28 protein-coding genes are annotated in these 24,147 nt (G+C 53.2%); 27 read left to right on the top strand and 1 reads right to left on the bottom strand.

The features are described 5' to 3' along the window. The first annotated feature begins 126 nt into the window (after positions 1-126). The 15 genes from G549_RS0110315 (at position 127) to ybgC (ending at position 10,374) form a co-directional block, all read left to right on the top strand. Positions 127-1,413: an NAD(P)/FAD-dependent oxidoreductase gene (locus G549_RS0110315; RefSeq protein ID WP_027834966.1), complete on the top strand. Its 1,287-nt coding sequence runs from the start codon at positions 127-129 to the stop codon at positions 1,411-1,413. A gap of 116 nt (positions 1,414-1,529) precedes the next feature. Continuing rightward, entirely contained in the window at positions 1,530-2,318 is a 789-nt protein-coding gene (locus tag G549_RS19875; protein ID WP_051213615.1) for a CPBP family intramembrane glutamic endopeptidase, read from the top strand. An 82-nt stretch (positions 2,319-2,400) separates the two neighbouring features. Continuing rightward, positions 2,401-3,150: a YebC/PmpR family DNA-binding transcriptional regulator gene (locus G549_RS0110305; RefSeq protein ID WP_027834965.1), complete on the top strand. Its 750-nt coding sequence runs from the start codon at positions 2,401-2,403 to the stop codon at positions 3,148-3,150. A 24-nt stretch (positions 3,151-3,174) separates the two neighbouring features. Beyond that, positions 3,175-3,579, top strand: a complete 405-nt coding sequence (locus G549_RS0110300; protein WP_027834964.1) for a DUF2946 family protein — start codon at positions 3,175-3,177, stop codon at positions 3,577-3,579. A gap of 40 nt (positions 3,580-3,619) precedes the next feature. Further along, positions 3,620-4,120, top strand: coding sequence for a copper chaperone PCu(A)C (locus tag G549_RS0110295; RefSeq protein ID WP_051213614.1), 501 nt, complete (start codon positions 3,620-3,622; stop codon positions 4,118-4,120). 121 nt (positions 4,121-4,241) lie between these two features. Further along, on the top strand, positions 4,242-4,751 hold the full coding sequence (gene ruvC, locus G549_RS0110290) for a crossover junction endodeoxyribonuclease RuvC (protein ID WP_027834962.1): 510 nt from the start codon (positions 4,242-4,244) through the stop codon (positions 4,749-4,751). Next, complete coding sequence (gene ruvA, locus G549_RS0110285; RefSeq protein WP_027834961.1) at positions 4,748-5,365, top strand: Holliday junction branch migration protein RuvA; 618 nt, start codon at positions 4,748-4,750, stop codon at positions 5,363-5,365. The genes ruvC and ruvA overlap by 4 nt, the downstream gene beginning before the upstream one ends. After that, positions 5,366-5,884 (top strand): hypothetical protein, encoded by a 519-nt coding sequence (locus G549_RS0110280; RefSeq protein ID WP_027834960.1) that lies wholly within the window; start codon positions 5,366-5,368, stop codon positions 5,882-5,884. 85 nt (positions 5,885-5,969) lie between these two features. After that, on the top strand, positions 5,970-6,506 hold the full coding sequence (locus G549_RS0110270; protein WP_027834959.1) for a hypothetical protein: 537 nt from the start codon (positions 5,970-5,972) through the stop codon (positions 6,504-6,506). Between the two features lie 45 nt (positions 6,507-6,551). Further along, the gene (gene ruvB / locus G549_RS0110265; protein ID WP_027834958.1) at positions 6,552-7,601 is read left to right on the top strand and encodes a Holliday junction branch migration DNA helicase RuvB; all 1,050 of its coding nucleotides are present in this window, start codon (positions 6,552-6,554) and stop codon (positions 7,599-7,601) included. 68 nt (positions 7,602-7,669) lie between these two features. Beyond that, positions 7,670-8,482 (top strand): metallophosphoesterase, encoded by an 813-nt coding sequence (locus G549_RS19870; protein WP_036221869.1) that lies wholly within the window; start codon positions 7,670-7,672, stop codon positions 8,480-8,482. A 20-nt stretch (positions 8,483-8,502) separates the two neighbouring features. After that, positions 8,503-8,991, top strand: a complete 489-nt coding sequence (locus G549_RS21375) for an NUDIX hydrolase (RefSeq protein WP_051213613.1) — start codon at positions 8,503-8,505, stop codon at positions 8,989-8,991. Between the two features lie 3 nt (positions 8,992-8,994). Beyond that, positions 8,995-9,480 carry an NUDIX hydrolase gene (locus tag G549_RS21370; RefSeq protein WP_051213612.1) on the top strand — a complete coding sequence of 162 codons (486 nt, stop codon included), beginning with the start codon at positions 8,995-8,997 and terminating at the stop codon, positions 9,478-9,480. A 16-nt stretch (positions 9,481-9,496) separates the two neighbouring features. Then, entirely contained in the window at positions 9,497-9,952 is a 456-nt protein-coding gene (locus G549_RS21365) for a hypothetical protein (RefSeq protein ID WP_051213611.1), read from the top strand. Continuing rightward, positions 9,952-10,374 (top strand): tol-pal system-associated acyl-CoA thioesterase, encoded by a 423-nt coding sequence (ybgC, locus tag G549_RS0110240; RefSeq protein ID WP_027834957.1) that lies wholly within the window; start codon positions 9,952-9,954, stop codon positions 10,372-10,374. The genes G549_RS21365 and ybgC overlap by 1 nt, the downstream gene beginning before the upstream one ends. On the opposite strand, the gene G549_RS19850 is transcribed toward ybgC, so the two are convergent. Then, positions 10,371-10,937, bottom strand: coding sequence for a TetR/AcrR family transcriptional regulator (locus tag G549_RS19850; protein WP_051213610.1), 567 nt, complete (start codon positions 10,935-10,937; stop codon positions 10,371-10,373). The two genes, ybgC and G549_RS19850, sit on opposite strands and share 4 nt — an antisense overlap. A 38-nt stretch (positions 10,938-10,975) precedes the next feature. On the opposite strand from G549_RS19850, the gene G549_RS0110230 reads away from it, so the two are divergent. The 12 genes from G549_RS0110230 (at position 10,976) to glmM (ending at position 24,134) form a co-directional block, all read left to right on the top strand. Beyond that, entirely contained in the window at positions 10,976-12,058 is a 1,083-nt protein-coding gene (locus G549_RS0110230; RefSeq protein ID WP_156905533.1) for a DUF418 domain-containing protein, read from the top strand. Positions 12,059-12,257: 199 nt separating this feature from the next. Continuing rightward, a complete protein-coding gene (gene tolQ, locus G549_RS0110225) occupies positions 12,258-12,962 on the top strand; it encodes a protein TolQ (RefSeq protein WP_027834955.1) in 705 nt (234 codons plus the stop codon). Continuing rightward, positions 12,962-13,411, top strand: a complete 450-nt coding sequence (tolR, locus tag G549_RS0110220; protein WP_036221866.1) for a protein TolR — start codon at positions 12,962-12,964, stop codon at positions 13,409-13,411. The genes tolQ and tolR overlap by 1 nt, the downstream gene beginning before the upstream one ends. 2 nt (positions 13,412-13,413) lie before the next feature. Next, entirely contained in the window at positions 13,414-14,448 is a 1,035-nt protein-coding gene (locus tag G549_RS21830) for a cell envelope integrity TolA family protein (RefSeq protein ID WP_027834953.1), read from the top strand. A 56-nt stretch (positions 14,449-14,504) separates the two neighbouring features. Then, positions 14,505-15,818, top strand: coding sequence for a Tol-Pal system beta propeller repeat protein TolB (gene tolB / locus G549_RS0110210; RefSeq protein ID WP_245985801.1), 1,314 nt, complete (start codon positions 14,505-14,507; stop codon positions 15,816-15,818). 89 nt (positions 15,819-15,907) lie between these two features. Further along, positions 15,908-16,732 (top strand): 4,5-DOPA-extradiol-dioxygenase, encoded by an 825-nt coding sequence (gene ygiD, locus G549_RS0110205; protein ID WP_027834951.1) that lies wholly within the window; start codon positions 15,908-15,910, stop codon positions 16,730-16,732. Between the two features lie 155 nt (positions 16,733-16,887). Continuing rightward, the gene (gene pal / locus G549_RS0110200) at positions 16,888-17,376 is read left to right on the top strand and encodes a peptidoglycan-associated lipoprotein Pal (RefSeq protein WP_051213609.1); all 489 of its coding nucleotides are present in this window, start codon (positions 16,888-16,890) and stop codon (positions 17,374-17,376) included. Between the two features lie 146 nt (positions 17,377-17,522). Next, positions 17,523-18,545, top strand: a complete 1,023-nt coding sequence (gene ybgF, locus G549_RS19840) for a tol-pal system protein YbgF (protein WP_051213608.1) — start codon at positions 17,523-17,525, stop codon at positions 18,543-18,545. Beyond that, positions 18,539-19,837: a tRNA lysidine(34) synthetase TilS gene (gene tilS / locus G549_RS19835; protein WP_051213607.1), complete on the top strand. Its 1,299-nt coding sequence runs from the start codon at positions 18,539-18,541 to the stop codon at positions 19,835-19,837. Before ybgF ends, tilS begins: the two co-directional genes overlap by 7 nt. A gap of 167 nt (positions 19,838-20,004) precedes the next feature. Beyond that, on the top strand, positions 20,005-21,942 hold the full coding sequence (gene ftsH, locus G549_RS0110185; RefSeq protein WP_027834949.1) for an ATP-dependent zinc metalloprotease FtsH: 1,938 nt from the start codon (positions 20,005-20,007) through the stop codon (positions 21,940-21,942). 104 nt (positions 21,943-22,046) lie between these two features. Further along, positions 22,047-22,676 (top strand): LysE family translocator, encoded by a 630-nt coding sequence (locus tag G549_RS0110180; protein ID WP_027834948.1) that lies wholly within the window; start codon positions 22,047-22,049, stop codon positions 22,674-22,676. Between the two features lie 114 nt (positions 22,677-22,790). After that, positions 22,791-24,134: a phosphoglucosamine mutase gene (glmM, locus tag G549_RS0110175; RefSeq protein ID WP_027834947.1), complete on the top strand. Its 1,344-nt coding sequence runs from the start codon at positions 22,791-22,793 to the stop codon at positions 24,132-24,134. Positions 24,135-24,147 lie beyond the last annotated feature (13 nt).

Genomic DNA, 24,147 nt, shown 5'->3' with positions numbered 1-24,147 from the left:
CGCATCACTCCAATTTTGGGGCGTCTTCCTCGGAAGGCGCCCTTATTTAATGTGTAAACCAATTGACATCACAAACAATATAAGCAAATACTTATATAAATATTTTGATGCCAGGAGAAGAGAGAGATGGCACATATTGTTGTGATGGGCGCCGGCTTAGGCGGCTCGATAATGGCCTATGAATTAAAAGACCAGGTGGGCACTGATCATAAGATCACGGTGGTGACAAAAGACCCCAAATATCATTTTGTCCCCTCCAACCCATGGGTGGCCGTCAATTGGCGCAAACGGAATGATATCGAGATCGATTTGGCGCCGATTTTGGCGAAGAAGAATATCGATTTTATTACCGTCCCCGTTGAAGAATTGCAGCCAGAGGAAAACCGGCTCAAGCTGTCTGATGGGCAGGTCATCGACTATGATTATCTGGTGATCGCGACGGGACCAGAACTGGCTTTTGACGAGATCGAAGGGTTGGGACCAGAAGGTTTTACCCAATCGGTTTGCCATGTTGAACATGCGGTTGATGCAGGCAAAGCGTTTGAAGAGTTTTGCAAAGATCCCGGGCCAATCGTGGTCGGCGCGGTGCAAGGCGCGTCGTGCTTTGGTCCGGCTTATGAGTTTATGTTCATCTTAGAGACTGAGTTGCGGCGGCGCAAAATTCGCGATCAGGTGCCGATCACCTATGTCACTTCCGAGCCCTATGTGGGGCATTTGGGGCTGGATGGTGTGGGCAACACAAAGGGCTTGTTGGAAGCTGAAATGCGCGACAAGCACATCAAATGGATGACATCGAGCAAGATCAAATCTGTTGAAGATGGGGTGATGCACGTTGAAACCTTTGGCGACGACGGGGAAAGCCGAGGTGAAACCGACGTGCCCTTTAAATATTCAATGATGTTGCCCGCGTTTCGGGGCATTAAGCCCTTTATGAATATTGAGGGCCTCACCAACCCCAGAGGGTTCGTGATTGTGGATGAGCATCAGCGCAACCCGAAATATAAGAATATCTTTTCAATCGGTGTGTGTATCGCCATCCCGCCAATTGGCCCCACGCCGGTGCCCGTGGGCGTGCCTAAAACCGGCTTTATGATTGAATCTATGGTGACCGCAACGGCCCATAATCTCGGACAGATTTTGAAAGGCGAAGAACCCACCCACAAGGCAACTTGGAACGCATTTTGTTTGGCCGATTTTGGCGATAGCGGCGTGGCGTTTGTGGCGCAACCCCAAATACCGCCGCGCAATGTCAATTGGGCCTCGCAAGGCAAGTGGGTGCATATGGCCAAAGTCGGGTTTGAGAAATATTTCATGGGCAAAATCAAGTCCGGTGAATCCGAACGATTTTATGAAAACTGGGCGTTGAAAGCGCTGGGTATTGATAAGCTGAAAGCGGATCGCACCGACGATTAGTGGGCTTTGTTGTGCCGCTCTGATCTATGGGTCAGCATTTGCCGCAGGGCGGGTGCTGGCCTTTTTGGTTCTATTGCCTATAGTGAGCCTATTGATGTGCACGGAGGCACAAACACATGCGGCAACTAGCACTTTTTCTGGGCCTGACATGGGCATGGAGTTGGGGGCTGTGGTGGCCCTATGTGGTTTATCTTGAAACCAAATCCCTGCCTTTTGGTCTTGGTCCATTCTTTGAAACGGCACACCAATGGGCCGCGTGGGGGCCCTTTGTTGCGGCCATGGTCACGGCGTTGGTGTTTTCGGGCGGTTCGGGTGTAAAACAGCTGCTGGCCCGCGGGGGTAAGGTGAAATTTGCCGCGAAATATTACGGTTTTATGCTGCTGGTTTTTCCGGTTTTGATTGGCGGTGCCTTATGGGCGGCGGTGCTGTTGGGCGAAAATATACCGCTGGGCGAGGCGTGGGACGCCCCTCAATTTTTGCTTATCGCTTTTATCTTTATCCTGCTGTTGGGCGGGCCGCTGCAAGAAGAGTTTGGGTGGCGCGGCATTTTGTTGCCGAAACTTTTGGATCGCACTGGCCCGGAAGCGGCGAGCATATTGATCGGCCTCATCTGGGGGCTATGGCATTTGCCGCTGTTTTTTATGCCCGCGCAAAGTTTTTATTATGAGCGCCCAATTTGGGGGCTGGTGCTGTCCACCACATTGATCTCGTTTTTCTTCACCTGGCTCTATAAGCGCACAGGCGGTTCGATTTGGGCGATGCTGATTTTGCACACCATGTATAATTTCAGCCATTATGTGTTTCCCAGCTTGGAAAATGATTTGGCCGCCACGCTTTTATGGCCATTGCAACTTGTTGTTGTGGCGCTGATTATTTGGGATTGGCGGCGGCAACGCGAAATTTGAGCCGAAAGGCTTTATTTTCCCCGCGTCACGCCATATAAGGATCGCAAAATCATCAAAAGATTAGAAGGATGTCCGTAAGACCATGGCTGGCCATTCCAAGTTTAAAAACATTATGCACCGCAAGGGCCGTCAGGATAAGGCGCGCTCGAAGCAGTTTTCCAAATTGTCGAAAGAGATCACTGTCGCGGCCAAAAGCGGCATGCCTGATCCAGACATGAACCCGCGTTTGCGCTTGGCCGTGAACAATGCCAAGTCGCAATCGATGCCGAAAGACAATATTGAACGGGCGATTAAAAAAGCGACCGGCGGCGATGCGGAAACTTATGATGAAATCCGCTATGAAGGCTATGGCCCGGGTGGCGTAGCGATCATTGTGGAAGCCCTCACCGACAACCGCAACCGTTCTGCTGCCAATGTGCGCGCGATCTTTTCCAAAAATGGCGGCGCTTTGGGCGAAACCGGCTCAGTTGGCTTCATGTTCGATCGCATGGGCGAAATCACCTATGACGCCGAAATCGGCGACGCCGACAAGGTGATGGAAGCGGCGATTGAAGCGGGTGCGGATGATGTGGAATCGAGCGAAGATGGTCACATCATCTATTGCGTTTTTGAAGACCTTAATGATGTGTCCACCGCGCTGGAAGCCAGCTTGGGCGAGCCCAAGTCAGTGAACCCGATTTGGAAGCCGCAAAATCTGACGCCAGTCGACGCGGAAAAGGGTGCGACATTATTTAAGTTGATGGATGCGCTAGAAGATGATGATGATGTTCAGAACGTCTATGTCAATTATGACATGTCTGACGAAGACATGGCAAAATTGTCAGAGGAATAGCTGACACATCACAAAGGACGAACGATGTTTCGTCGCATATTTGAAATAGCCAAGCAGTTGCTGCCGCGCTTTGATCGTAAAGAGCGCAGCGTTGCCTTGGCTATTTTTTTGCTGTTGCAAGCCATGCTGCCCAGCTATGCGGCGGCGCTTTCTTCGCTCAATGGTCAAGATGGCCTAATTCTTTGCACTACCCATGGCCTGATTGAAGTTCAGGATGACTCTGTGCCTGCGGGTGCACAAGGGGATGGCGGCCTTTGCGTGATGGCGCAAGTGGCCGGATTTGCGCTTGCAGATCTATCTGCGGCTCCTGTGCTTCAGTTTGCGATTCCTCAAGGTCGCAATACCAATAATCTTTATTCTCAACCTCAAGTCGGGCGCCTCGATCTGTTCGAGCCGCAAGCGCAAAGGGCGCCGCCCATTTTGATTTGAATCCGACCCAACAATTCAAATCAAATCTATGAGGACTAAAATGATAAATATCTTGAAACCTATCGCCACCATCATCGCCGCCCTGACACTTGTTGCCAGTTTCGCTTTCCCCAGCTTTGCTGAACATGCGCAAATGGTGATGGCGGGCGACATCAAAATTGAGAATGCCTGGACACGCGCAACACCTAACGGTGCAAAAGCGGGTGGGGCGTTTTTGATGGTCACCAACACAGGTGGTGAAGCGGATCGCTTGATCGCTGCATCATCCGAGGTCGCCGCCAAAGTCGAAATTCATGAAATGAGCATGAAGGACGGCGTCATGAAAATGCAGCAACTTGAAGATGGCCTCGCTCTGCCTGCAGGTGAGACTGTTGAGCTGAAGCCGGGTGGGTTTCACATCATGATGATGGGCTTGAACAAAACCATCGCTGAGGGCGATATGGTGCGCATCAGCTTGGAGTTTGTGAACGTTGGCACGGTTGATGTGATGTTCGCGGCAGCACCTTTGGGCGCGCCATCTATGGATCATTCGAACAACTAAAACTTGCACAAGTCAGCGCAATTGTATTGAACTGACTTGCGTACAGAACAAGAACATGTTCAAACTAAAGCGGCGTGCACATTGGGTGTGCGCCGTTTTTGATTCATGAAATGGGGCGGCGGTGAGCGCACATTCTATTCGAATTTTGGGGTTGGACCCGGGCCTGCGCAACACCGGTTGGGGCGTGATCGACACTGAGGGCAATCGGCTCAAATTTGTCGCTTCCGGCTGCATTAAGCCACCAACTGATGAAGAACTCAGCAAACGGCTCCTTTGCCTTCATGATGAAATCAAAAAATTGATTGAAGAATATCATCCGGATGAAGCGGCGGTTGAAGAGACCTTTGTGAATGCGGGGCCGCGCTCGGCGCTATTGTTGGGGCAGGCGCGGGGCGTTTGCTTGCTGGCGCCCGCCTCATGTGGTTTGCGCGTGGGCGAATATGCGGCGAACGCGGTCAAAAAATCTGTTGTTGGCGCTGGCCATGCGGATAAAAAACAAATCCAAATGATGATTAAAGTGTTGATGCCCACGGCCAAGTTTAACAATGCCGACGCGGCGGATGCGTTGGCGATTGCGGTGGCGCATGCGCATCATCGCCCAGCGCTTAATCGGAGAGAGGCAAGTCTATGATCGGGAAGCTTAAAGGCTTGGTGGAAAGCGTTGCGGATGACAAGGCGCTGATCGATGTGAATGGCGTTTGCTATGAGGCTCACTGTTCGGGCCGCACACTGACGGCCATGCCTGCCAAGGGCGAAGCGGTGGCCCTGTTCATCGAAACCTATGTGCGCGAAGATCAGCTCAAGCTGTTCGGCTTTATCTCGGAGAGTGAGAAGCAATGGTTCCTATTGTTGATGACCGTGCAGGGCGTTGGCGCAAAGGTGGCCTTGGCCATCTTGTCCACCCTGTCCGCCTCCGAATTGTCATCCTCAATCGCCTTGCAGGACAAGGCCATGGTGGGCCGCGCCCCTGGGGTTGGCCCCAAAGTGGCGCAGCGGATTGTTTCCGAGCTAAAAGGCAAGGCCCCTGTTGGCGGTGCCATTGATGCGGGCGTGCACGGGTTGCAAGAAGCGCTGGGCGAAGGCGTGGCCACAGGCAATATCGCTGACGCCGTTTCAGCGCTCACCAATTTGGGCTATGCGCAAGCACAAGCCAGCGCCGCCGTTGCCCGCATTGTGGCGAAAGAGGGCGACGATGTGGAAACCGAAAAGCTAATCCGGATGGGGCTTAAGGAGTTGAGCTCCTAAATGGCAGATTATGCGCAACAAGATGCTGGCAATTTGGGTAAGCACCCACACGCTTTTGCCTGGGTGAGTATGCTCGCGGGACCATCCTTTTCAGCATTTTTGTTGATGATGTTGTTTAATGGGAGTGCCATGAGCCAGTTGTTGCGTGAGCCAAACTGGTTCTATTTTTCCGTCGCTTTTTTTCAGCCCGCCCTTATTTCATTGGCCTTGGGCGCATGTGCGCTGCCTGTGAGTGGCTTCTTTTTGTGGCGACTGCTCAAAAACCTTCCGGCATTTGAAACGTTTCCCGGCCCGTTTTTCGTGCAAAATGCCACGATGGCTGGCACCATCTTCGGGTTCCTCTTTTCGGTGATGATCAATTTTGGTTTTGAACTGTTTTCGTCCAAGCCAGATATTGCCTCTATCAGAGGGGAAATGGTTGTGTCGGTTGTGATCGGCACAATTTTGGGGGCGATTTTGAGTTTTGTTGCCAGTCATATCTTCTTAGCATTGGGTCGACTGGCGAAATGGATCAACTAGATATGACTGATAGTATTGTGGCGAAAGAGGGCCACGTGGTGGACACCGAAAAACTGATCCGGATGGGCCAGAAGGAGTTGAGCTCTTGAGCAATGTGGTAAAATTCCAACCGCCGCCAAAGCGCAAGGAAGAACCGAAAGAGAAGTCACCGCAGGACAAAGCGGTGCGGTTTTTGTGGATCAGCGCTGTGGCAGGGCCATTGGGCAGTGCGTTATTATTGGTCATTCTGTTTGGCTTTTCCGATATTGGGCGCGCGCTCTCCAATCCCACCGTGTCGGGCTATTGGGTGCAGTTGGCACGGGGGCTTGGATTTGCGCTGGTCTTGGGCGTGGCTGCTCTGCCGTTTAGTCTAGTGGCTTTGGGTAGCTACGCGCGCGCAGTCGGCAAAGGGCGGGCCTTGATGCGCAGCACGTTTATGCGTCGCGCGGTGATCGCGGGCGGCCTTTATGGGTTGGCGGTTGTCGCTATCTTAATGGTGTTGCTCAGCCAAAGTGTTAGTTCGGTTGGTGTGGTGCAAATCTTGTTTAGTCTGGTGCTAAGCGTTATAGCGGGCACAGCGGTGTCGTTTGTTTGGGCGCAGGTGATTTGGATGTTGGCCAGCCCAACGGCCAAACGGGACTGAAAATTGCGGGCAAAATGCGCGTTTTGAAAATGGTGATCCTTTTTTATGTCGGATAGTGAAGTTCGAAATATTGAAAATCCAAAGCCGGACGAGCTAGACGTCAGCCTTCGACCCTCCTTGTTCAACGACTTTGTGGGGCAGGAAAAGGCGCGCGAGAATTTGCAGGTCTTTATCGATGCCGCCAAAAAGCGCGGCACGGCGCTGGACCATGTGTTGTTTGTCGGCCCGCCGGGCTTGGGCAAAACCACATTGGCGCAGATTGTGGCGAAGGAATTGGGCGTTGGCTTTCGCGCCACCTCCGGCCCGGTGATTTCGAAAGCTGGGGATCTGGCGGCGCTGCTCACCAATTTGGAAGAGCGCGATGTGTTGTTTATTGACGAGATTCATCGCCTCAACCCGCAAGTGGAAGAAGTGCTTTATCCCGCCATGGAAGATTTTCAGCTCGACCTGATCATTGGCGAAGGGCCGGCGGCGCGTTCGGTGCGGATTGATTTGGCCAAGTTCACGCTGGTGGCCGCAACAACGCGAGCGGGCCTGTTGACCACGCCCTTGCGTGACCGTTTTGGCATTCCGGTTCGGTTGCAATTTTATACGCCGGAAGAACTGGTGAAAATTGTGCGCCGTGGGGCACGGCTTTTGGGCGTCGGGATGAGCGAAGATGGGGCGATGGAAATTGCCCGTCGTTCACGCGGCACGCCTCGGATCGCTGGTCGCTTGCTGCGGCGTGTGGCTGATTTTGCGCAAGTAGATGATGTGGCGGAGATCAACGCGCCCGTGGCTGACAAGGCGCTGGGGCGGTTGGACGTGGATGCACGGGGATTGGACCAGCTCGATCGGCGCTATCTGGGCACCATCGCCACCAATTATGGCGGCGGCCCTGTGGGCATTGAAACCATTGCGGCCGCATTGTCGGAACCACGCGATGCGGTGGAAGAAATCGTGGAGCCTTATCTTATTCAGCAGGGATTTATCCAACGCACCCCGCGCGGACGTATGCTGACGGCCCATGCGTTCCAGCATTTGAATATGGGTGTGCCGCAAGGCTTTATCGGCGTTCAAGCCAGCTTGTTTGAAGAAGAGAAGGGCGAGGACTAAGCTCGCCCTATTGGTGCCTGATTGTTTGCGATGATGGGGCCACCCGGACACGCGATTGGAAGGCCTTTATGGTTCGTTTGCACGTACAGCATGATCAACTCACGCCAAAAGACTGGCCGAAGGGCTTTCGGCTCCGCATTGTGGTGCTGGCGGATATTCACGCGTGCACCGCGTGGATGAACGTGCCGCGGATTGACAAAATTGTTGCGCGCGCCAATGCCTTGAAGCCCGATATTGTACTGCTGTTGGGTGATTATCTGTCGGGCATGCATTTGATGTTCAAAAGCTTGCCGCACAATCATTGGGCCGAATCCTTGGCGCAATTGAAGGCCCCGTTGGGTGTTCATGCTGTGTTGGGCAATCATGATTGGTGGGAAGATTTGCAGGCGCAAGCGCGCCGTGGCGGCCCCACCATGGCGGGCAACGCGCTCGAAGAGGTGGGCATTAAAGTTTACAGCAACGAGGCGGTTCGGTTTGAAAAAGATGGCCATGGATTTTGGCTGGCCGGTTTAGAGAGCCAATTGGCCTTGCTGTCCAATCGGCGCATTCCTCGCCGTGGCGTGGTTGGATTGGATGATCTGGACGGCACTTTGGCGCAAGTGACCAATGATGAACCGATCGTGCTGATGGCGCACGAACCGGATATTTTCCCGAAAGTCCCAAGCCGTGTGTCGGTGACTTTGAGCGGGCATACGCATGGCGGGCAAGTGCGGGTGCGGGATCGTTCCCCAGCAGTGCCCTCGCGCTATGGCAATCAATATGCTTATGGGCATGTGGTGGAAGATGACCGGCATTTGATTGTCTCGGGCGGCTTGGGCTATTCGGTTTTGCCGTTGCGCTTTGGGGTGCCGCCTGAAATAAATCTGATTGAGCTGGGCTGATTTGTTTTAGGAAATAATTGATGAGCAATTTGACGTTTGATGAGGGCAATGAGCGGGTCAATGTTCGCTGCGCCGGGATTATTCGGCACGAAGACCATTTGTTGGTGGTGCGTGAAGATGATGATGATTTTGTCTGCCTGCCCGGCGGGCGAGTGCAGCGCGGGGAAAGCTCTTTAGACGCGATCCATCGTGAAATGGATGAAGAACTGAACGCCCAGATCGAAACGCCGCAATTGCGCTATATGCTCGAGAATTTCTTTTGGCGTTATGGCAAACGGTTTCACGAGTTTGCCTTTTATTATGAAGTGGCCAAACCCCTGCACGTGCCCTTTCAGCCGGGGGTGTGCATCACCGGCGAAGATGATGGCAAAGTCCTTAGTTTTGAGTGGGTGCATACCGCGCCGGATGCCTTGGCTGAAATCAATCTGCACCCCTTTTCCATGCGCACGCGGGTGGCGGAATTGCCGCAAGGTTTTGTGCATGAATGTGTTGTCGACCCGGATTATTGATCCATGTCGGTTGATCTGAGCTTCAGCACCTCCACCGCGCATTTTAATGTGCGCAGCGCAGCGATTATCCGGCAGCATAATCACCTTCTTTGCACCACTTTTGACGGCATCGATTTCTGGTTTTTGCCCGGCGGACGGCCTAAGCGCGGCGAAACTTCGATTGAAGGGCTAAAGCGCGAATTTCGCGAAGAGCTGGATGCAACGATTGAGGTGGACGCCCCGCATATCATCGCCGAAAGTTTTTTTGATCTGGCGGGTGAGCACTATCACGAATTGGCCTTCTATTATGTCGCCGACTGTCCGCCGCAAGTGCGGTTTGTTACGGGGGAAGATTGTCATCATCTGGAGGAAGAGGGACGGCATTATCGCTATCGCTGGATAGAACTTTCTCCCACGGTGCTGGCCAATATTGATCTGCAACCGCGCGCTTTGCATAGCCATTTTATTGACCTGCCGCCGTTGCCGCTGCACATTGTGTTTGATGGCTGAAATTGGGAGAGGGCTTATGAAGAAATTTTTGGCTTTGGTGATGATGGCTGGGTTGGCGCTGCCGACGGGTGGTTTAGCGCAAGACAAAGCTGGCGTGCCGGAGGTGTCCATGTTCAAGATGATGCTGGACGCGAACAAATCAGGGTGGGTGGCGTTTCGTGAATATGATGGGCGGCAGTTTATTTATTTCACGAATATGCTCACGTCGCGCTGTCGGTTGAAGGAAATCCGATATTCGATCAATGCAGACAGTCTGGACCAGACATTCGACATGCCAGCCTGTATTCCGGATTCGCCGTTTATGATCCCCAGTGACGGTGGCATTGACGATATTGCCCTGACGCTGGAGCCGGGCACGGCAAAAACCATCACGGTGCAAGCCGTGTTCGAAGATGATAGTGAAACCGAAATATTGACGTTCCGTCCCTGTGAAGGGGTGGGCGATAGCTCGTGTGCAAAGGTGGTTGAATAATGCAATTTGGCGGTGCGCTGCAGGCGGATGGGTCACATGTGTTTCCCGTCCGGGTTTACTATGAAGACACCGACTTTTCCGGCAATGTCTATCATGCGGCCTATCTGAAGTTTTTTGAGCGTGCCCGCACTGAGTTTTTGCGGGCCCATGATGTGCACCACCAACAATTGTTTGAACAGGAGGGGATCGCTTTTGCGGTCCGCTCCATGCAGATCGATTATGATCGCGCTGCGCATATTGATGATATTCTGGAGGCCACAACGTCCGTGCTGGAAATGAAGGGCAGTCGCTTTATTCTGGAACAGATTTTGCGCCGGGGGGAGGACGTGATCACGCGGGCAAAAGTGGTGGCCGTGACCATGAAAGCCAATGGCCGTCCCACGCGCCTGCCCGAACGTTTGCGCGCGCGGTTCGGCGGCTAGGTTAGCGTTTCCGCCAATCTATACAGGGCTGATTTCTCAGCCCGTCTCGGTTTGCGCTGTTCCAAACCGCAGCGCATGCCGAGCGCCTCTGTGGCGTCCAGCAGCATTTCCAAATCCGCCGTCGTCGCCTGGGTGTTCTGAACCAGTGCCTTGGTCATGGCCTTTCGGTTGGCCTCGAAGGGTTCGGCCAGTTTTGGCTGACGGATGGCTGCGGCCAATATTTCAACAGACAGGATTGCATGGGCGGGCGATGATATTTGGCGTAAATAGGCGTCGATAAATGGCTTCAGATCGGCGGATGTGGGGAGAGCAGTTTGCAGTTCGCTGATCAGCGGCGCTAAGGCCTGCGCTTCAATCTGGGCGATCTCGGCGATCAGTTCGTCTTTACGCCGAAAATGATTATAAAGATTGCCCAAGCTGATCTCGGCGTGGTCGGCGATGTCGCGAATGCCGGTTTGCGCGATCCCTTGTTCAACAAAGCAATCCATTGCGCTCTCAAGGATCAGTTGTCGCTTGGCGCGTTTGGCCTGTTCTCTTTTGGTCAGCTCTTTTTTATCCATCATTTTTCTTAGCCTCTTGCAAAATTCAAATCAATCGCCAAATGAATGAACGAACGTTCATTGAAAAGGATTTGATTGTGGTTAATGTGAAGGCTTCCGGCACGCGGCTTGATGGTTTGGATTTGGCGCGACTCATCGCCTTTATCGGTATGGTGGTGGTCAATTTCAACTTGGTGATGGGCTGGCCCGAGCTAGGCGAAAGCCTTGCCCATAAGCTGATTTATGGGTTGGAAGGGCGCGCTGCCGCCAGCTTTGTCGTTTTGGCAGGCGTCGGGCTTGGTTTGGCATTCGAAAACGGTGTGAATAATCTGCTTTTGCTTAAGCGCGCCGGATTTTTGTTGGCCATTGGCTTGATCAATATGCTGATTTTGCCGGCTGATATTATTCACTATTACGCGATCTATTTCCTGTTTGCCGCGTGGTTGTTGACGCTGAACAATCGGGGGCTGTGGCTTGCCATTGTGGGCATCAATCTCGCCTTTATGATCGGGCTGTTGTTTTTCAATTATGATGCAGGTTGGGATTGGGGCACCAATAGCTATCTGGATTTTTGGACCATCGAAGGTTTTGTCCGCAATCTCCTCTTTAATGGTTGGCATCCTGCTTTGCCTTGGCTCAGCTTTTTGGCTTTCGGCATCTGGCTCAGCCGTCGGGCGCTGGGTTCAATTAAATTACAATGGGGGCTGGCGGTCGGCGGGCTCGTCTTCTATCTGACCGTTGAGATGTTGGCGACTGCGCTGCAACAGGCTGCACCCGTTCCCGAACTTGCGCTGTTGTTTGGTACAGCGCCCATTCCGCCAACGCCGCTTTATATGCTGGCGGGGGCCAGCGGCGCTGCCTTTTTGATTGGGACATGTTTGCTGGTTGCACCGGTCCTTTTGCGGATGAAACTCCTGCGGTATGTACAGCCCGCTGGGCAGCAAACCCTGACCCTTTATATTGCGCATATAGCGCTGGGCATGGGGATGTTGGAAGCGTTGGGGATGCTCGAAAACCAACCTGTCGAACATGTCTGGATCGCTTCGGGGGTGTTTTGCACTATCGCGATCATATTCGCCTATTTTTGGTCGTTGCGGTTCAAACGCGGCCTCTTGGAAAGTCTTATGCGCAAAATTTGCGGCTAAACCACATTCATTCCCCGTTCAGCAAGGTTTTATTAACCATAAATGAACCATGGACGGCGTAAAGCATTAAGCTGAAGTGACAATCGAGCAATGTTGGGTTGTGACTTCTTAAATTTGACAAATTTGCCCGTCATGCCAAAAGCAACGGGTGAGTTGTGTCAGGCTTACCGCTTAGTATGTGAAGGATTAGGGGAAAATCATGGAAGCAGAACTCGCCGCGCACGGCTCGGCCGATCTGTCGCTTTTTGCATTGTTCTGGGCTGCGGATTGGGTGGTGAAGGCGGTTATGCTTGGGCTGCTCGCGGCCTCGATCTGGACGTGGGCCATCATCATTGAAAAAAGCGTGATGTATGGCCGGGCGCAACGGGCCATGAACAAATTCGAAAAGAATTTCTGGTCTGGGCAATCACTTGAAGATCTTTACCAACGTCTATCGGACGAAGACCCGCGCGGCATGGGTGCGGTTTTTGTGGCCGCGATGAAGGAATGGAAGCGCAGCCATGAGCAGGGCGCTTCTTCTTATATCGGGGTGCAACAGCGCTTGGATAAGGTGTTGGATATTACCATCGGCCGTGAAAGTGACGTGCTGGAATCGCGCTTGGGCTTTTTGGCCACGGTCGGGTCTGCCGCGCCATTTGTGGGCCTGTTCGGCACGGTTTGGGGCATCATGAACTCGTTTCAATCTATTGCTGCCTCTAAAAGCACCAATTTGGCGGTTGTGGCGCCGGGCATCGCTGAGGCGTTGTTCGCCACGGCCATTGGCCTGTTGGCTGCGATCCCAGCGGTGATTGCCTACAACAAGCTTTCATCCGACGCCAATAAATTGATTGGTCGTTTGGAAGGGTTCGCGGATGAGTTTTCATCGATCCTGACCCGCCAGTTGGAAAGCCGGGAGCAACAATAATGGGTATGGGTGTTTCACGCGGCGCAGGTGGTGCGCGGCGCGGCAGACGCCGCGGCCGTTCACAACCAATGAGTGAGATTAACGTCACGCCCCTTGTGGATGTGATGTTGGTGTTGCTGATTGTGTTTATGGTGGCGGCACCATTGCTCACCGTTGGTGTGCCGATCGATTTGCCGCAGAGCGAGGCGAAAAGCCTCAACACTGAAAGCAAGCCCGTTACCGTGACGGTGACCGCTGATGGTCAGATTTATGTGCTGGAAGAGTTGGTCGATCGTGCAACGCTGTTGACCAAGCTCGACGAAGTGGCCGTCAATGGCACTGAAGAGCGCATCTATGTGCGCGGTGACAATGTGGCCGACTATGGCACCGTTATGCAGGTGATGGGACAATTGTCCGGCGCCGGCTATAGCAAAATCGGGCTTATTACCGAGCAGGAACAGGTTCAGTAAATATGCGCCTGGGGATCACCATATCTGCGGTTTCACACGCCGCCTTGATTGCTGTTGGGCTGATGTCCTTTGGCCAGGCTGATGCGTTTGATCCGCAAGAGATTGAGGCGATCCCGATTGAGTTGGTGCCGATTGAAGAATTTTCCAATATTCGGCAAGGCTCGCTCGACAGCAATGTGATCGAGACGGAGACGCCGTCTGCAGTGGATACGGATACACCTGCTGAGCTGGCGGAGCCAACGGGCAACACGCAAGAAGATCAGGTGACGCCGAAAGACACGCCGGACCCAAGCCCAGCGCCCACAGATAATTCTGCGCCTGAACCGACGCCGCCAACGCCCCCCGCGCCCGAACCTACACCGGAGCCGGTTGAGCCTGAGCCACAGCCGGAACAGGTGGAGCCAAGTGCGCCAGCCCCAGTTGAGGAGCCGACACCAGAACCTGTTGAAGAGCCGACCGAGCAACCTGTGGTGACCGAAGAACCTGCGCCGGAGCCAACGCCTGTGCCGCCATCGCCGCCAGCGGCCACCAGTGCGGTTGAAAAAGCGCGGCAAGTCTTTGCCGCGCAGGAGGCGGAGCGCCAAAAGCAAGCTGCAGCGGAACGGGCACAACAGGAAAAGCAAAGCGAAGAAGCGGACAAGATTTCCGATATCATCAACAAAGAAGAAAGCCGTGGTGGCACCACCGGACAGGGCGGACAGAAAACGGCTGGCAAAACCAGTGGTACAGCGGCTCGGTTGACCCAATCAGAGCGGGCGGCCTTGGCTGCGCAAATGCGCAAATGCTGGAACCCGCCGATTTCTGCCTTGGATGAGGATGGCTTGACCGTGCGGCTTTTGGTTGATTTGAATCGTGATGGTTCGGTTGCTGGCACGCCGCAAGTGATGGATATTTCAATATCCGGTCAGGTTGGCCAGGCCACCGCGTCCGCGGCGCAACGTGCGGTGCGTCGGTGCGGGCCTTATCAATTGGCGGCTGAAAAATATGAAGAGTGGCGTCAGGTTGATGTCACATTTGATCCACGGGATCTGAGATAGATTATATGCAAAGCCGGTCCGAGTTATGCGTTAAAGGGGCGGAATAGGAGATGGAAATGATAACATTCTCGCGTCGAAATGCCTTGAAACTGGGTGCTGCCAGCATGGGGGCCAGCCTATTTGCGCAACCTGCAGCAGCATTGGTGAAAATTGTGGTCACAGGCGGTGACTTTGAACCGATGCCGATTGGGGTGCCGACTTTCAGCTCTGCCGATCCACAATTGGGCAGTGAACTGACGCAAATCGTGATCGATAATTTACGCGGTTCTGGCCTTTTTGCGCCTTATCCAACCGAGCAGATGCCGTTGAAAATGGGTGATGTGAACCAAACACCTGAGTTTGGGGCCTGGCGGCAATTGGGCGCTGATGCGTTGGTGATGGGTTCTGTACAGCGCACGGGCGGGCAAATCCGTGCGGATGTGCGCTTGTGGGATGTGGTCGCGGGTGAAGAAGGCTTTGGCCGTTCCTTTGCCGCCGACGAAAACAATAAGCGTCGGGTGGCGCATATCTTGTCGGATGCGGTCTACAAAACATTGACTGGTGAGGATGGGTATTTCGATACCCGCGTGGTCTATGTGGCAGAAAGCGGCCCCAAGGCCAACCGGGTTAAGCGCCTGGCGATTATGGATCAGGATGGGGCGAATAACCGTTATCTGACGGATGGCGGCTCAATCGTGTTGACGCCGCGCTATTCGCCCACGGGCAACATGCTCTCCTATATGAATTTTTCCGGTGACGTGCCGCAGATTTATTTGTTGGATTTGTCGACAGGTCAGCAGCAGCGCGTGGCAGATTTTGGCAAGATGACTTTGTCGCCGCGGTTTTCGCCCGATGGCAGCCACTTGGCATTCAGCGTCACCACGGGGGCCGACACAAATCTGTATCTGATGAATTTGCAGCAGCGCAAGCCGATGCAACTGACATCTGGTGCGTCGATCAATACCAGCCCCAGCTTTTCTCCAGATGGTCAACGCATTGCCTTTGAAAGTGACCGCGGTGGCTCACAACAGATTTATGTGATGAGCGCAAATGGTGGCGGTGCACAGCGTATTAGTTTTGGTGATGGCCGTTATTCAACGCCCGTCTGGTCGCCCAAGGGTGACTTGATCGCCTTCACCAAGCAAAAGGATGGTCAATTCCATATTGGCACCATGCGGCCTGATGGTTCGGGTGAGCGCGTTCTTTCGTCAAGTTACTTGATGGAAGGGCCAACCTGGGCACCGAACGGTCGGGTATTGATGTATTTCAAAGACCCGGGTGGCGACAGCGGACCGCAGCTTTACACGATTGATGTGTGGGGCCGGAACGAGCGGCGGATTGAGACACCAACTTATGCGTCGGACCCAACCTGGTCGCCGCTATTGGGTTAAGGCACAAAATTGTGCCTTCTTGACCGGTTGCGCTAAGGTGCTTAGCTCGAACAGACACAGCACTTTGGCTGTGGGTCAGGAAGGCGAACATGCTAAATTCTTTGCGATTTGATCAAATGCTTGACCAATTGGCGCCGGCAGAGCGGGCGCCCGTTGTGTTTTTGGGGCATGGCAATCCGCTTTATGCCATCACGGATAATGCGTTTGCGCAAAGCTGGCAGCAACTGGGGCAAAAGCTGGCACGGCCACAAGCCATATTGTGCATATCGGCCCATTGGGAAACACGTCATTCCACGCTGGTGCATGTGGGGGCAATGCCCAAAACCATTCATGATTTTTATGGCTTTCCGCAGGATTTGTTTGATGTGCAATATCCTGCCGCTGGTGCGCCAGAACTGGCGCATGATGTGGCGCTCATGCTCAAAAACCATGCGGCGATCCCCACTGAGGAGTGGGGGTTGGATCATGGTGCCTGGGCGGTGTTGCGGCATCTTTATCCGGAAGCGGATATTCCCGTGTTTCAAATCTCGATCAATCGGGATTTGGATTTTGCCGGGCAACTTGCTTTAGGGCGCGACCTTAAAGCGCTTCGTGATCGCGGGGTACTGATCTTGGGCAGCGGCAATTTGGTGCATAATTTGCGGGCAATCTCGCGCGACGTTGAGGCGTTTGATTGGGCGCAGGAGTTTGACCAAAAGGTTTCGCAATATCTCATTGATCGCAATTTTGGCGAGATGGCGGATCCGGAGCAATATGGTAGCCTGCTGCCACAAGCGCATCCGAGCGTGGAGCATTTTGCACCCACCTTTTATTGCGCTGGCTTGGTGGATGAAAAGGATCAATTGGCGTTCTTTAATGACCAGTTTGATATGGGCAGCTTATCTATGCGATCATTTATTTATTACACGAATTGATTGCGGGTTGCATTTAGGCAACGGAATTGGGCGTTTTTCGCCTTAAAATAGCCGGATTAAGACCGCATTAACCGCGTTAACAAACCCCAAATTAAGATAAATAAGGGTATAACCGGGTCAATCAATTTCGACCTTTTCTGGAGCTATTAAGGACCATGTCCATGGCAAATAATATGATGCGCCTTTTGAAAGGCATTACAATGGTGGCGTTGGTGGCATTTGTTGCTGCTTGTGCGCGTACACCAGACGCAGGTGTTGGCAATTTGGGGCCAGGTCAGGCTCAGCCCGGCACACCGCAAGAATTTTTGGTTGCTGTTGGTGACCGTGTGTTCTTTGAGACCGACAGCTCAGTATTGACTGCCGAAGCCCGTGCGACTTTGGACAAGCAAGCCGTTTGGTTGCAGAAATATTCACAATACAGAGTTTTGGTTGAAGGCCATGCCGATGAGCGTGGCACCCGCGAATACAACATCGCGTTGGGTGCACGTCGGGGCAGTGCTGCTGTCAACTATTTGGTTAGCCGTGGTGTGAGTTCCACACGCATCACCACCAAGAGCTTTGGTAAAGAGCGTCCTGTGGCAGTTTGTGACGATATTTCATGTTGGTCACAGAACCGCCGTGCGGTGACCGTGTTGCTGCCATAAGCACCATTTAAGAATCCTCTGCTGGAGGCGGGCGCCGGGCTTCGCAATTTGCGGACCCGGCGTTTTTTTGTCTTATTTTTGTTTTACCTTCAATCTATTAGGTGGTTTGATGCGTGACGGTTCGTTACGAACGAAGGAGTGACTTTATGTCGGTTATGAACAAACGTTGGGCAAAAATGATTGCTGCAGCGACGATGGGTGTGGTTTGCGCCGGGGCAACCGGTGTGGCGCAAGCAGGCAGCCAGACGAATGACACGGCGTTCAGCCGTTTGATCCAGCTCGAACAGCAGGCAGATTTGTTGAGCAACCATGTTTTGGTGCTTGAACAAGGGTTTGACGGATTGGGCATCGAACGTGTTTCGGATCGCCAGCCAATCACGGTGAAAGTGGCGCAGTCGCGGCAAGTGGCCGAGGTGAATGTGCGCATTGATGCGATTGAAGAGCGGATGCGGACATTGACGGGTCAAGTTGAGGGGCTTCAATTCCAGCTCACTCAAATGCAGACTTTGCTTGAACGCATGCAAGAAGATTATGAATTCCGGTTCCAAGAACTCGAAGGCGGTGCGCTGGGAAAAACTAGTGCGGCACCCCAATCAGATCGCGAGACGCCATCTGGGGGAGTGCCGCAGAGCCAAAGCGAGGGAACTTTAGCCGATCAAGACGTGCCCTTAACACTTGGTACGCCTGAAGGCACGCTGGGTACACTTTCTGATGACGCATTGGCGGGCATCGGCGCGGGGCAGCCTATGGACCTTGAGTTTGATCCGGGTGCAGCCTTGTCGGATGCGGATGCCAAGGCGCAATATGATGCGGGTTACGAAGCCTTGCTGCGCGGCGATTATGTGTTTGCGGAAGACCAGTTCCGGCAATTTATTGGACTGTTCCCGAACAACAGGCTGGCCCCCGACGCCTATCATTGGTTGGGCGATAGTTTGCTCAATCGCGGTGAATATGAAGAGGCGGCGGAAGTGCTGCTCAGGGGCTTTGAAGCCCATCCAAATGCTGCACGTTCACCCGACATGGTGATGAAATTGGGGATTTCCCTAAACAGTGCTGGCGAAAGGGAGACGGCTTGTCGTACGTTTGTGGAGGTGTTGCGTCGATATCCCGACCAACCCAAGGCATTTAAACAACGCGTCTCAGAGGAACAGCGAAAGGCACAATGTTAAATATTGAACGTCAACATCAGTATTTGCTTGAGCCAGATTTTCTGAATTATATTTTCGCGCCGCTTTTTGAAACCCAAAAGGCGGCGCTTGCTGTTTCTGGAGGACCAGACAGCATGGCCCTGATGCATTTGGCCGCGCGCTTTGCAGCGCAGCAGGATCAAGACATTGAATTGGTTGTGCTCACCGTCGACCATGGTTTGCGCCCGGAAGCGGCTGAGGAAGCACAGTTGGTGCAACGTGCGGCACAAGCCTTGGGACTTGCCTGTTCCATTCTGACGCCTGATGCATTTGCCCCCACGTCCCGCATTCAAGAAAGTGCGCGGGAGGTCCGCTATCAATTAATGCAAAATAAAATGCAGGAATTGGACCTTACCCAGCTTTTTACCGCACATCATTTGGATGATCAGGCGGAAACATTTTTCATGCGGCTGGCGCGGGGCAGCGGGCTTTCCGGGCTTGGGGCCATGGGGCGCAGTTCGGTGGCGTTCGGGCTTGATATTATTCGCCCCTTCCTCGACTTGCCTAAGGCCGATTTGGTGTCATTTTTGGATGCAGAGCAAATTACCTATGTGGTGGACCCATCCAATAATGATGAAAAGTTTGAACGCGTGCGATGGCGGCAGGCGTTGAAAGGGTTGCAGCGCTTGGGGCTGCAAACAAAAAATATTGGTCTTTCAACCCGACGATTGCGGCGTGCGGACGCCGCCTTGAATGCCGTTGCAGAGGGTGTTTATAGCGAGCGATTCTTTATCGACCCCTTTGGCTGCGTGTTGTTTGACCATGCGCTGATCAAGTCTGAACCCGCCGAAATCGGGGTTCGTTTGCTGGTGCGGGCGCTTGATGATGCAGGTGGCGCGTCGGCGGCGCCAGACCTCGCCAAAGTTGAAGCGCTCTATGATTTATTGTGCATGGGGCAACTGCATTTGCGGGGGCAAACGCTTGGCGGTTGCGGCATTCGTGGTCATGGCGCTTTAATTCAAGTGTTCCGAGAGGTGGGGCGCCTGAATGATCAACCCTTGTCGCTGGAGCCGGGCGAGAGTTTGATATGGGATGATCGGTTTAAAATCATCTTGGCGGCTGATGCGCCCGCGTCGGTGCAAGTGCAACCAGCGATGGCGATGACCCGCGCTAAATTCGATCAATTGTTGCCTGATTTGAGTTTTGTGCCGATGGAAGCTGTGCGCGCTGCGCCAGTGGTGACCAGCGGTGACGAGATTTTAGCGCTCGGCGAACATGTTTTAGGCCCCAATATTGACGTTTTTCGGATATTTGGTCCCAATGCGCTGTCTTAAGCGCCGCAAGTGCGGCAATTGGTCGGGCGTTTGTTAAACACATTGTGTTAAGAACAGTCATCAAATTGAAGGTCGCGCCCTTGTAACTAAGGGCATTGGACCTTACATTCGATCCAAATTCTCATTGTGTGCGTATAGAGTATGCACATTTATTCAAGGCAGGTTAAATGAACGGTAATTTTCGCAACCTTGCAATTTGGATGATTATCCTTGTTATGTTGCTTGGCCTCTTCCAAATTTTTCAAACATCGTCGCAAACTGCGGGGCTGACACAAAAGACCTATTCACAATTCGTTTCGGATGTGGATGCTGGGTCTGTTCAAAACGTCACCATCACCCAAAATCGGTTGCGCGGCACCCTAAGTAACGGGCAGCAATTTGAAACCTATCTGCCTGAAGGGGTGGATGTGGTGTCCCGTCTTGAAGCCCGTGGCGTGACGATTGAAGCTAAGCCACCGGAATCAAGCCCGTTCTGGACAATCCTATTGTCCTCATGGTTGCCGTTTATTGTGATCATTGCCGTATGGTTCTTCTTTATCCGCCAGATGCAAGGTGGCGGTCGCGGCGGCGCGATGGGCTTTGGCAAGTCGCGCGCAAAACTGCTGACGGAGAGTAATGGCAAAGTAACATTTGAAGATGTTGCTGGTGTCGACGAAGCCAAACAAGACCTTGAAGAGATCGTGGATTATTTGCGCGATCCAGGTAAGTTTCAGCGCTTGGGCGGTAAAATTCCGCGCGGCGTGCTGCTGGTGGGTCCTCCAGGTACAGGTAAAACATTGTTGGCACGTTCTGTTGCCGGCGAAGCCAATGTGCCGTTCTTCACCATCTCAGGTTCTGACTTTGTTGAAATGTTTGTGGGCGTTGGTGCGAGCCGTGTGCGCGACATGTTTGAACAAGCCAAGAAAAACTCGCCCTGTATTATCTTTATTGACGAGATCGATGCGGTGGGCCGTTCACGTGGCGCAGGCTTCGGCGGCGGCAATGATGAGCGCGAGCAAACATTGAACCAGTTGCTGGTTGAAATGGATGGCTTTGAAGAAAATGAAAGCATCATTTTGATTGCGGCGACCAACCGTCCAGATGTTTTGGATCCAGCCTTGATGCGTCCGGGTCGTTTTGACCGTCAGGTTGTTGTGCCAAATCCAGATGTGACCGGCCGCGAACAGATTTTGAAAGTGCATGTGCGCAAAGTGCCGTTGGCACCAGATGTGGATTTGAAAATCCTGGCACGTGGTACACCCGGTTTTTCTGGTGCGGAAATCATGAACTTGGTCAACGAATCAGCATTGTTGGCAGCGCGTCGCAATAAGCGTTTTGTGACGATGGCCGAATTTGAAGATGCGAAAGACAAAATCATGATGGGCGCGGAACGCCGCACCTTGGCCATGAAAGAAGATGAGAAGCGCAACACGGCCTATCACGAAGCTGGCCACGCGCTTGTCTCGCTGATCATGTCGCATGTGTTGGACCCGATCCACAAAGCCACCATCATCCCGCGCGGTCGCGCATTGGGCATGGTGATGAGCTTGCCCGAGAGCGATCAATATTCGTTCTCGAAAGAAAAAGCGTTGGCCCAATTGGTGCTGGCCTTTGGCGGACGTGAAGCGGAGATCCACAAGTTTGGCCCTGATAAAGTAACGTCAGGCGCCGCAGGTGATATTCAGGGTGCCACAAAGTTGGCGACCTCCATGGTCACCGAGTGGGGCATGTCTGAAAAGTTGGGTCGTGTGCTTTATAAGTCAGATCCGCAGGGCATTTACGGCCCAGCAAATGTCGATCACATGTCCGACGATACAGCGCGTCTTATTGATGAAGAAGTTCGCACCTTGGTGGAAGAAGCTGAAACCAAAGCCCGCAACTTGATCAAAGAGCATGAGCAATTGTTTGAAGACATTGCCCAATCTTTGCTTGAGTTCGAAACCTTGACGGGTGACGAATTGCGCGCCTTGCGTGATGGCAAGAAACCAACACGCTCGGATGACGACAACACGCCAACAGCGAAGTCAACAGGCGTGCCACGTGCGGGCAAAGCTGTGCCGAAGAAAAAGCCAAATGATGATGGCAAGGGCACTGAAGGTGATGCGGAACCGCAAACCGATAGTTAAGGTTCTTCAAGATACCAAACGAACAATGAAAGAGGCCTCCGGGCCTCTTTTTTATTGGTGCAGCGGGTGCTAAAGTTGAGGGTGTGCGAACCGGAGTTTGTCTGATGCCGTCGTTTGAAATCCTACTTGCCTTTTTGATCACTACAGCCTTGTTTGCCTATTTGCCCGGCCCGGCGATGATTTATGTTTCCGCGCAGACAATTGCGCGTGGCCAATGGGCTGGCCTAATGGCTGCCCTTGGTGTGCATTTGGGGGGCTATGCCCATGTGATGCTGGCCGCCTTCGGTTTGGCCGCACTGTTGCTGGCAGTGCCTACGCTTTATTTGGTGGTGAAGATTGCCGGTGCGCTCTATCTCATTTATCTCGGCCTGATGATGATCTTCCGCCGCGGCAAGGCGGACCAAGCGGATGAGCCACGCACCAAAAGCGCCAAGCGGGCGTTTGTTGAAAGCATCAGTGTTGAAGTGCTCAACCCCAAAACAGCATTGTTCTTTATTTCGTTTTTACCGCAATTTGTGTCGCTTGATGCCAGCTTGCCGCTTTGGGCACAAATGCTGATTTTGGGCACCATTGTGAATGTTATGTTTTCAAGCGCAGATTTGGCGTGTGTTTTATTCGCGGGTTGGATGCTCAAACGGTTAACAGCCGCTAGCGCCCGCTCAGCTTGGCTTCCACGTATCGGCGGCACGTTTTTGATTGGCCTGGGCGCCAAATTAGCACTGGATAGGTCTTGACCTGAGGGCTAAAGGTATTATTGCCATAATTTAGATTTGGTTTTTGTTTAACTCGTATTTTGAGTTTTGTATTTTCGAACGGATAGGCGTGGCCTATCGCAATTGGATGGGTTTATGGCACGTAAATATTTTGGAACAGACGGTATTCGGGGGAAGGCAAACGGCGATAAGCTGACGCCAGATCTCGCCATGCGCGTTGGCCAAGCTGCCGGGATGGCGTTTCGTCGCGGCGATCACCAGCATCGCGTGGTGATTGGCAAGGATACGCGGCGTTCCGGCTATATGATCGAATATGCCCTGACCGGCGGTTTTACATCTGTGGGTATGGATGTCTATTTGCTTGGCCCGGTGCCGACCCCAGCAGTGGCCATGCTGACCCGCTCGTTGCGGGCTGATTTGGGGGTGATGATTTCCGCCTCCCATAATCCATTCGAAGATAATGGCATCAAGTTTTTCCAGCCGGACGGATTTAAACTGTCTGACGAGATTGAGGAAAAGATTGAAGCGCTGGTGGAAAAAGGCGTGTCGGCCGGGTTGACGCAGGGCCGAGAAATCGGCCGCGCCAGACGTATCAATGAGGTGACCACCCGCTATACCGAGTTCGCCAAGCGCACACTGCCGCGCCACACGGACTTCACGGGCCTTAAAATTGTTGTCGATTGCGCCAATGGTGCGGCATACAAGACAGCACCAGAAGCGCTCTGGGAACTTGGCGCAGAGGTCATTGCGATGGGTGTTGAGCCCGATGGCTTTAACATCAATAAGGATTGCGGCTCTACCGCCCCGGAAGCCCTGTGCAAACGGGTGGTTGAAGAAGGCGCTGATATTGGCATTGCCCTAGATGGCGACGCGGATCGTGTTGTGATCGTTGATGAAAAAGGTCAGATTGTCGATGGCGACCAGTTGATGGCCGCATTGGCCCTTTATTGGCATGAGCTTGAATGGCTGAACGGGGGCGGCATTGTCGCCACCATCATGTCAAATCTCGGCCTTGAACGGTGCTTGAGTGACAATCATTTGCGGCTTGAACGCACCAAGGTTGGCGACCGTTATGTGCTCGAGCGCATGCGTTCGGGTGGCTACAATATGGGCGGCGAGCAATCCGGCCACATCATTCTGTCGGATTTTTCAACAACAGGTGACGGCCTTGTTTCGGCGCTGCAAGTGATGAGCTTGGTACAAAAGCGCCAGCGCCCTGTTTCTGAGGTCTGCAAGATGTTTGATCTTGTGCCGCAGCTTTTGACCAATGTGCGCATTTCTGGCGGCACGCCATTGCATGATGATCGGGTGATCAAGGCCATTGCCAGTGGTGAACAAAAGCTGGGTGCAACAGGCCGCCTGGTGATCCGTCCGTCAGGTACAGAACCTTTGATCCGCGTCATGGGCGAAGGCGATGATGAGGGGCTTGTCAAACAAGTCGTTGGCGATATTGCTCAGATTATTGAGGGCGTGGCCTAAGCCACACCCGCAG

Source organism: Maritalea myrionectae DSM 19524, assembly GCF_000423365.1.
In the GTDB taxonomy this organism is placed as follows: domain Bacteria; phylum Pseudomonadota; class Alphaproteobacteria; order Rhizobiales; family Devosiaceae; genus Maritalea; species Maritalea myrionectae.
This window is presented reverse-complemented; position numbering and strand designations above follow the sequence as displayed.

Bases quoted from the DNA above. Each gene is read 5' to 3' on its own strand.
- G549_RS0110315 (WP_027834966.1), top strand. From the start codon at position 127: ATGGCACATATTGTTGTGATGGGCGCCGGCTTAGGCGGCTCGATAATG.
- G549_RS19875 (WP_051213615.1), top strand. From the start codon at position 1,530: ATGCGGCAACTAGCACTTTTTCTGGGCCTGACATGGGCATGGAGTTGG.
- G549_RS0110305 (WP_027834965.1), top strand. From the start codon at position 2,401: ATGGCTGGCCATTCCAAGTTTAAAAACATTATGCACCGCAAGGGCCGT.
- G549_RS0110300 (WP_027834964.1), top strand. From the start codon at position 3,175: ATGTTTCGTCGCATATTTGAAATAGCCAAGCAGTTGCTGCCGCGCTTT.
- G549_RS0110295 (WP_051213614.1), top strand. From the start codon at position 3,620: ATGATAAATATCTTGAAACCTATCGCCACCATCATCGCCGCCCTGACA.
- ruvA (WP_027834961.1), top strand. From the start codon at position 4,748: ATGATCGGGAAGCTTAAAGGCTTGGTGGAAAGCGTTGCGGATGACAAG.
- G549_RS0110280 (WP_027834960.1), top strand. From the start codon at position 5,366: ATGGCAGATTATGCGCAACAAGATGCTGGCAATTTGGGTAAGCACCCA.
- ruvB (WP_027834958.1), top strand. From the start codon at position 6,552: ATGTCGGATAGTGAAGTTCGAAATATTGAAAATCCAAAGCCGGACGAG.
- G549_RS19870 (WP_036221869.1), top strand. From the start codon at position 7,670: ATGGTTCGTTTGCACGTACAGCATGATCAACTCACGCCAAAAGACTGG.
- G549_RS21375 (WP_051213613.1), top strand. From the start codon at position 8,503: ATGAGCAATTTGACGTTTGATGAGGGCAATGAGCGGGTCAATGTTCGC.
- G549_RS21370 (WP_051213612.1), top strand. From the start codon at position 8,995: ATGTCGGTTGATCTGAGCTTCAGCACCTCCACCGCGCATTTTAATGTG.
- G549_RS21365 (WP_051213611.1), top strand. From the start codon at position 9,497: ATGAAGAAATTTTTGGCTTTGGTGATGATGGCTGGGTTGGCGCTGCCG.
- ybgC (WP_027834957.1), top strand. From the start codon at position 9,952: ATGCAATTTGGCGGTGCGCTGCAGGCGGATGGGTCACATGTGTTTCCC.
- G549_RS19850 (WP_051213610.1), bottom strand. From the start codon at position 10,937: ATGATGGATAAAAAAGAGCTGACCAAAAGAGAACAGGCCAAACGCGCC.
- G549_RS0110230 (WP_156905533.1), top strand. From the start codon at position 10,976: ATGAATGAACGAACGTTCATTGAAAAGGATTTGATTGTGGTTAATGTG.
- tolQ (WP_027834955.1), top strand. From the start codon at position 12,258: ATGGAAGCAGAACTCGCCGCGCACGGCTCGGCCGATCTGTCGCTTTTT.
- tolR (WP_036221866.1), top strand. From the start codon at position 12,962: ATGGGTATGGGTGTTTCACGCGGCGCAGGTGGTGCGCGGCGCGGCAGA.
- G549_RS21830 (WP_027834953.1), top strand. From the start codon at position 13,414: ATGCGCCTGGGGATCACCATATCTGCGGTTTCACACGCCGCCTTGATT.
- tolB (WP_245985801.1), top strand. From the start codon at position 14,505: ATGATAACATTCTCGCGTCGAAATGCCTTGAAACTGGGTGCTGCCAGC.
- ygiD (WP_027834951.1), top strand. From the start codon at position 15,908: ATGCTAAATTCTTTGCGATTTGATCAAATGCTTGACCAATTGGCGCCG.
- pal (WP_051213609.1), top strand. From the start codon at position 16,888: ATGTCCATGGCAAATAATATGATGCGCCTTTTGAAAGGCATTACAATG.
- ybgF (WP_051213608.1), top strand. From the start codon at position 17,523: ATGTCGGTTATGAACAAACGTTGGGCAAAAATGATTGCTGCAGCGACG.
- tilS (WP_051213607.1), top strand. From the start codon at position 18,539: ATGTTAAATATTGAACGTCAACATCAGTATTTGCTTGAGCCAGATTTT.
- ftsH (WP_027834949.1), top strand. From the start codon at position 20,005: ATGAACGGTAATTTTCGCAACCTTGCAATTTGGATGATTATCCTTGTT.
- G549_RS0110180 (WP_027834948.1), top strand. From the start codon at position 22,047: ATGCCGTCGTTTGAAATCCTACTTGCCTTTTTGATCACTACAGCCTTG.
- glmM (WP_027834947.1), top strand. From the start codon at position 22,791: ATGGCACGTAAATATTTTGGAACAGACGGTATTCGGGGGAAGGCAAAC.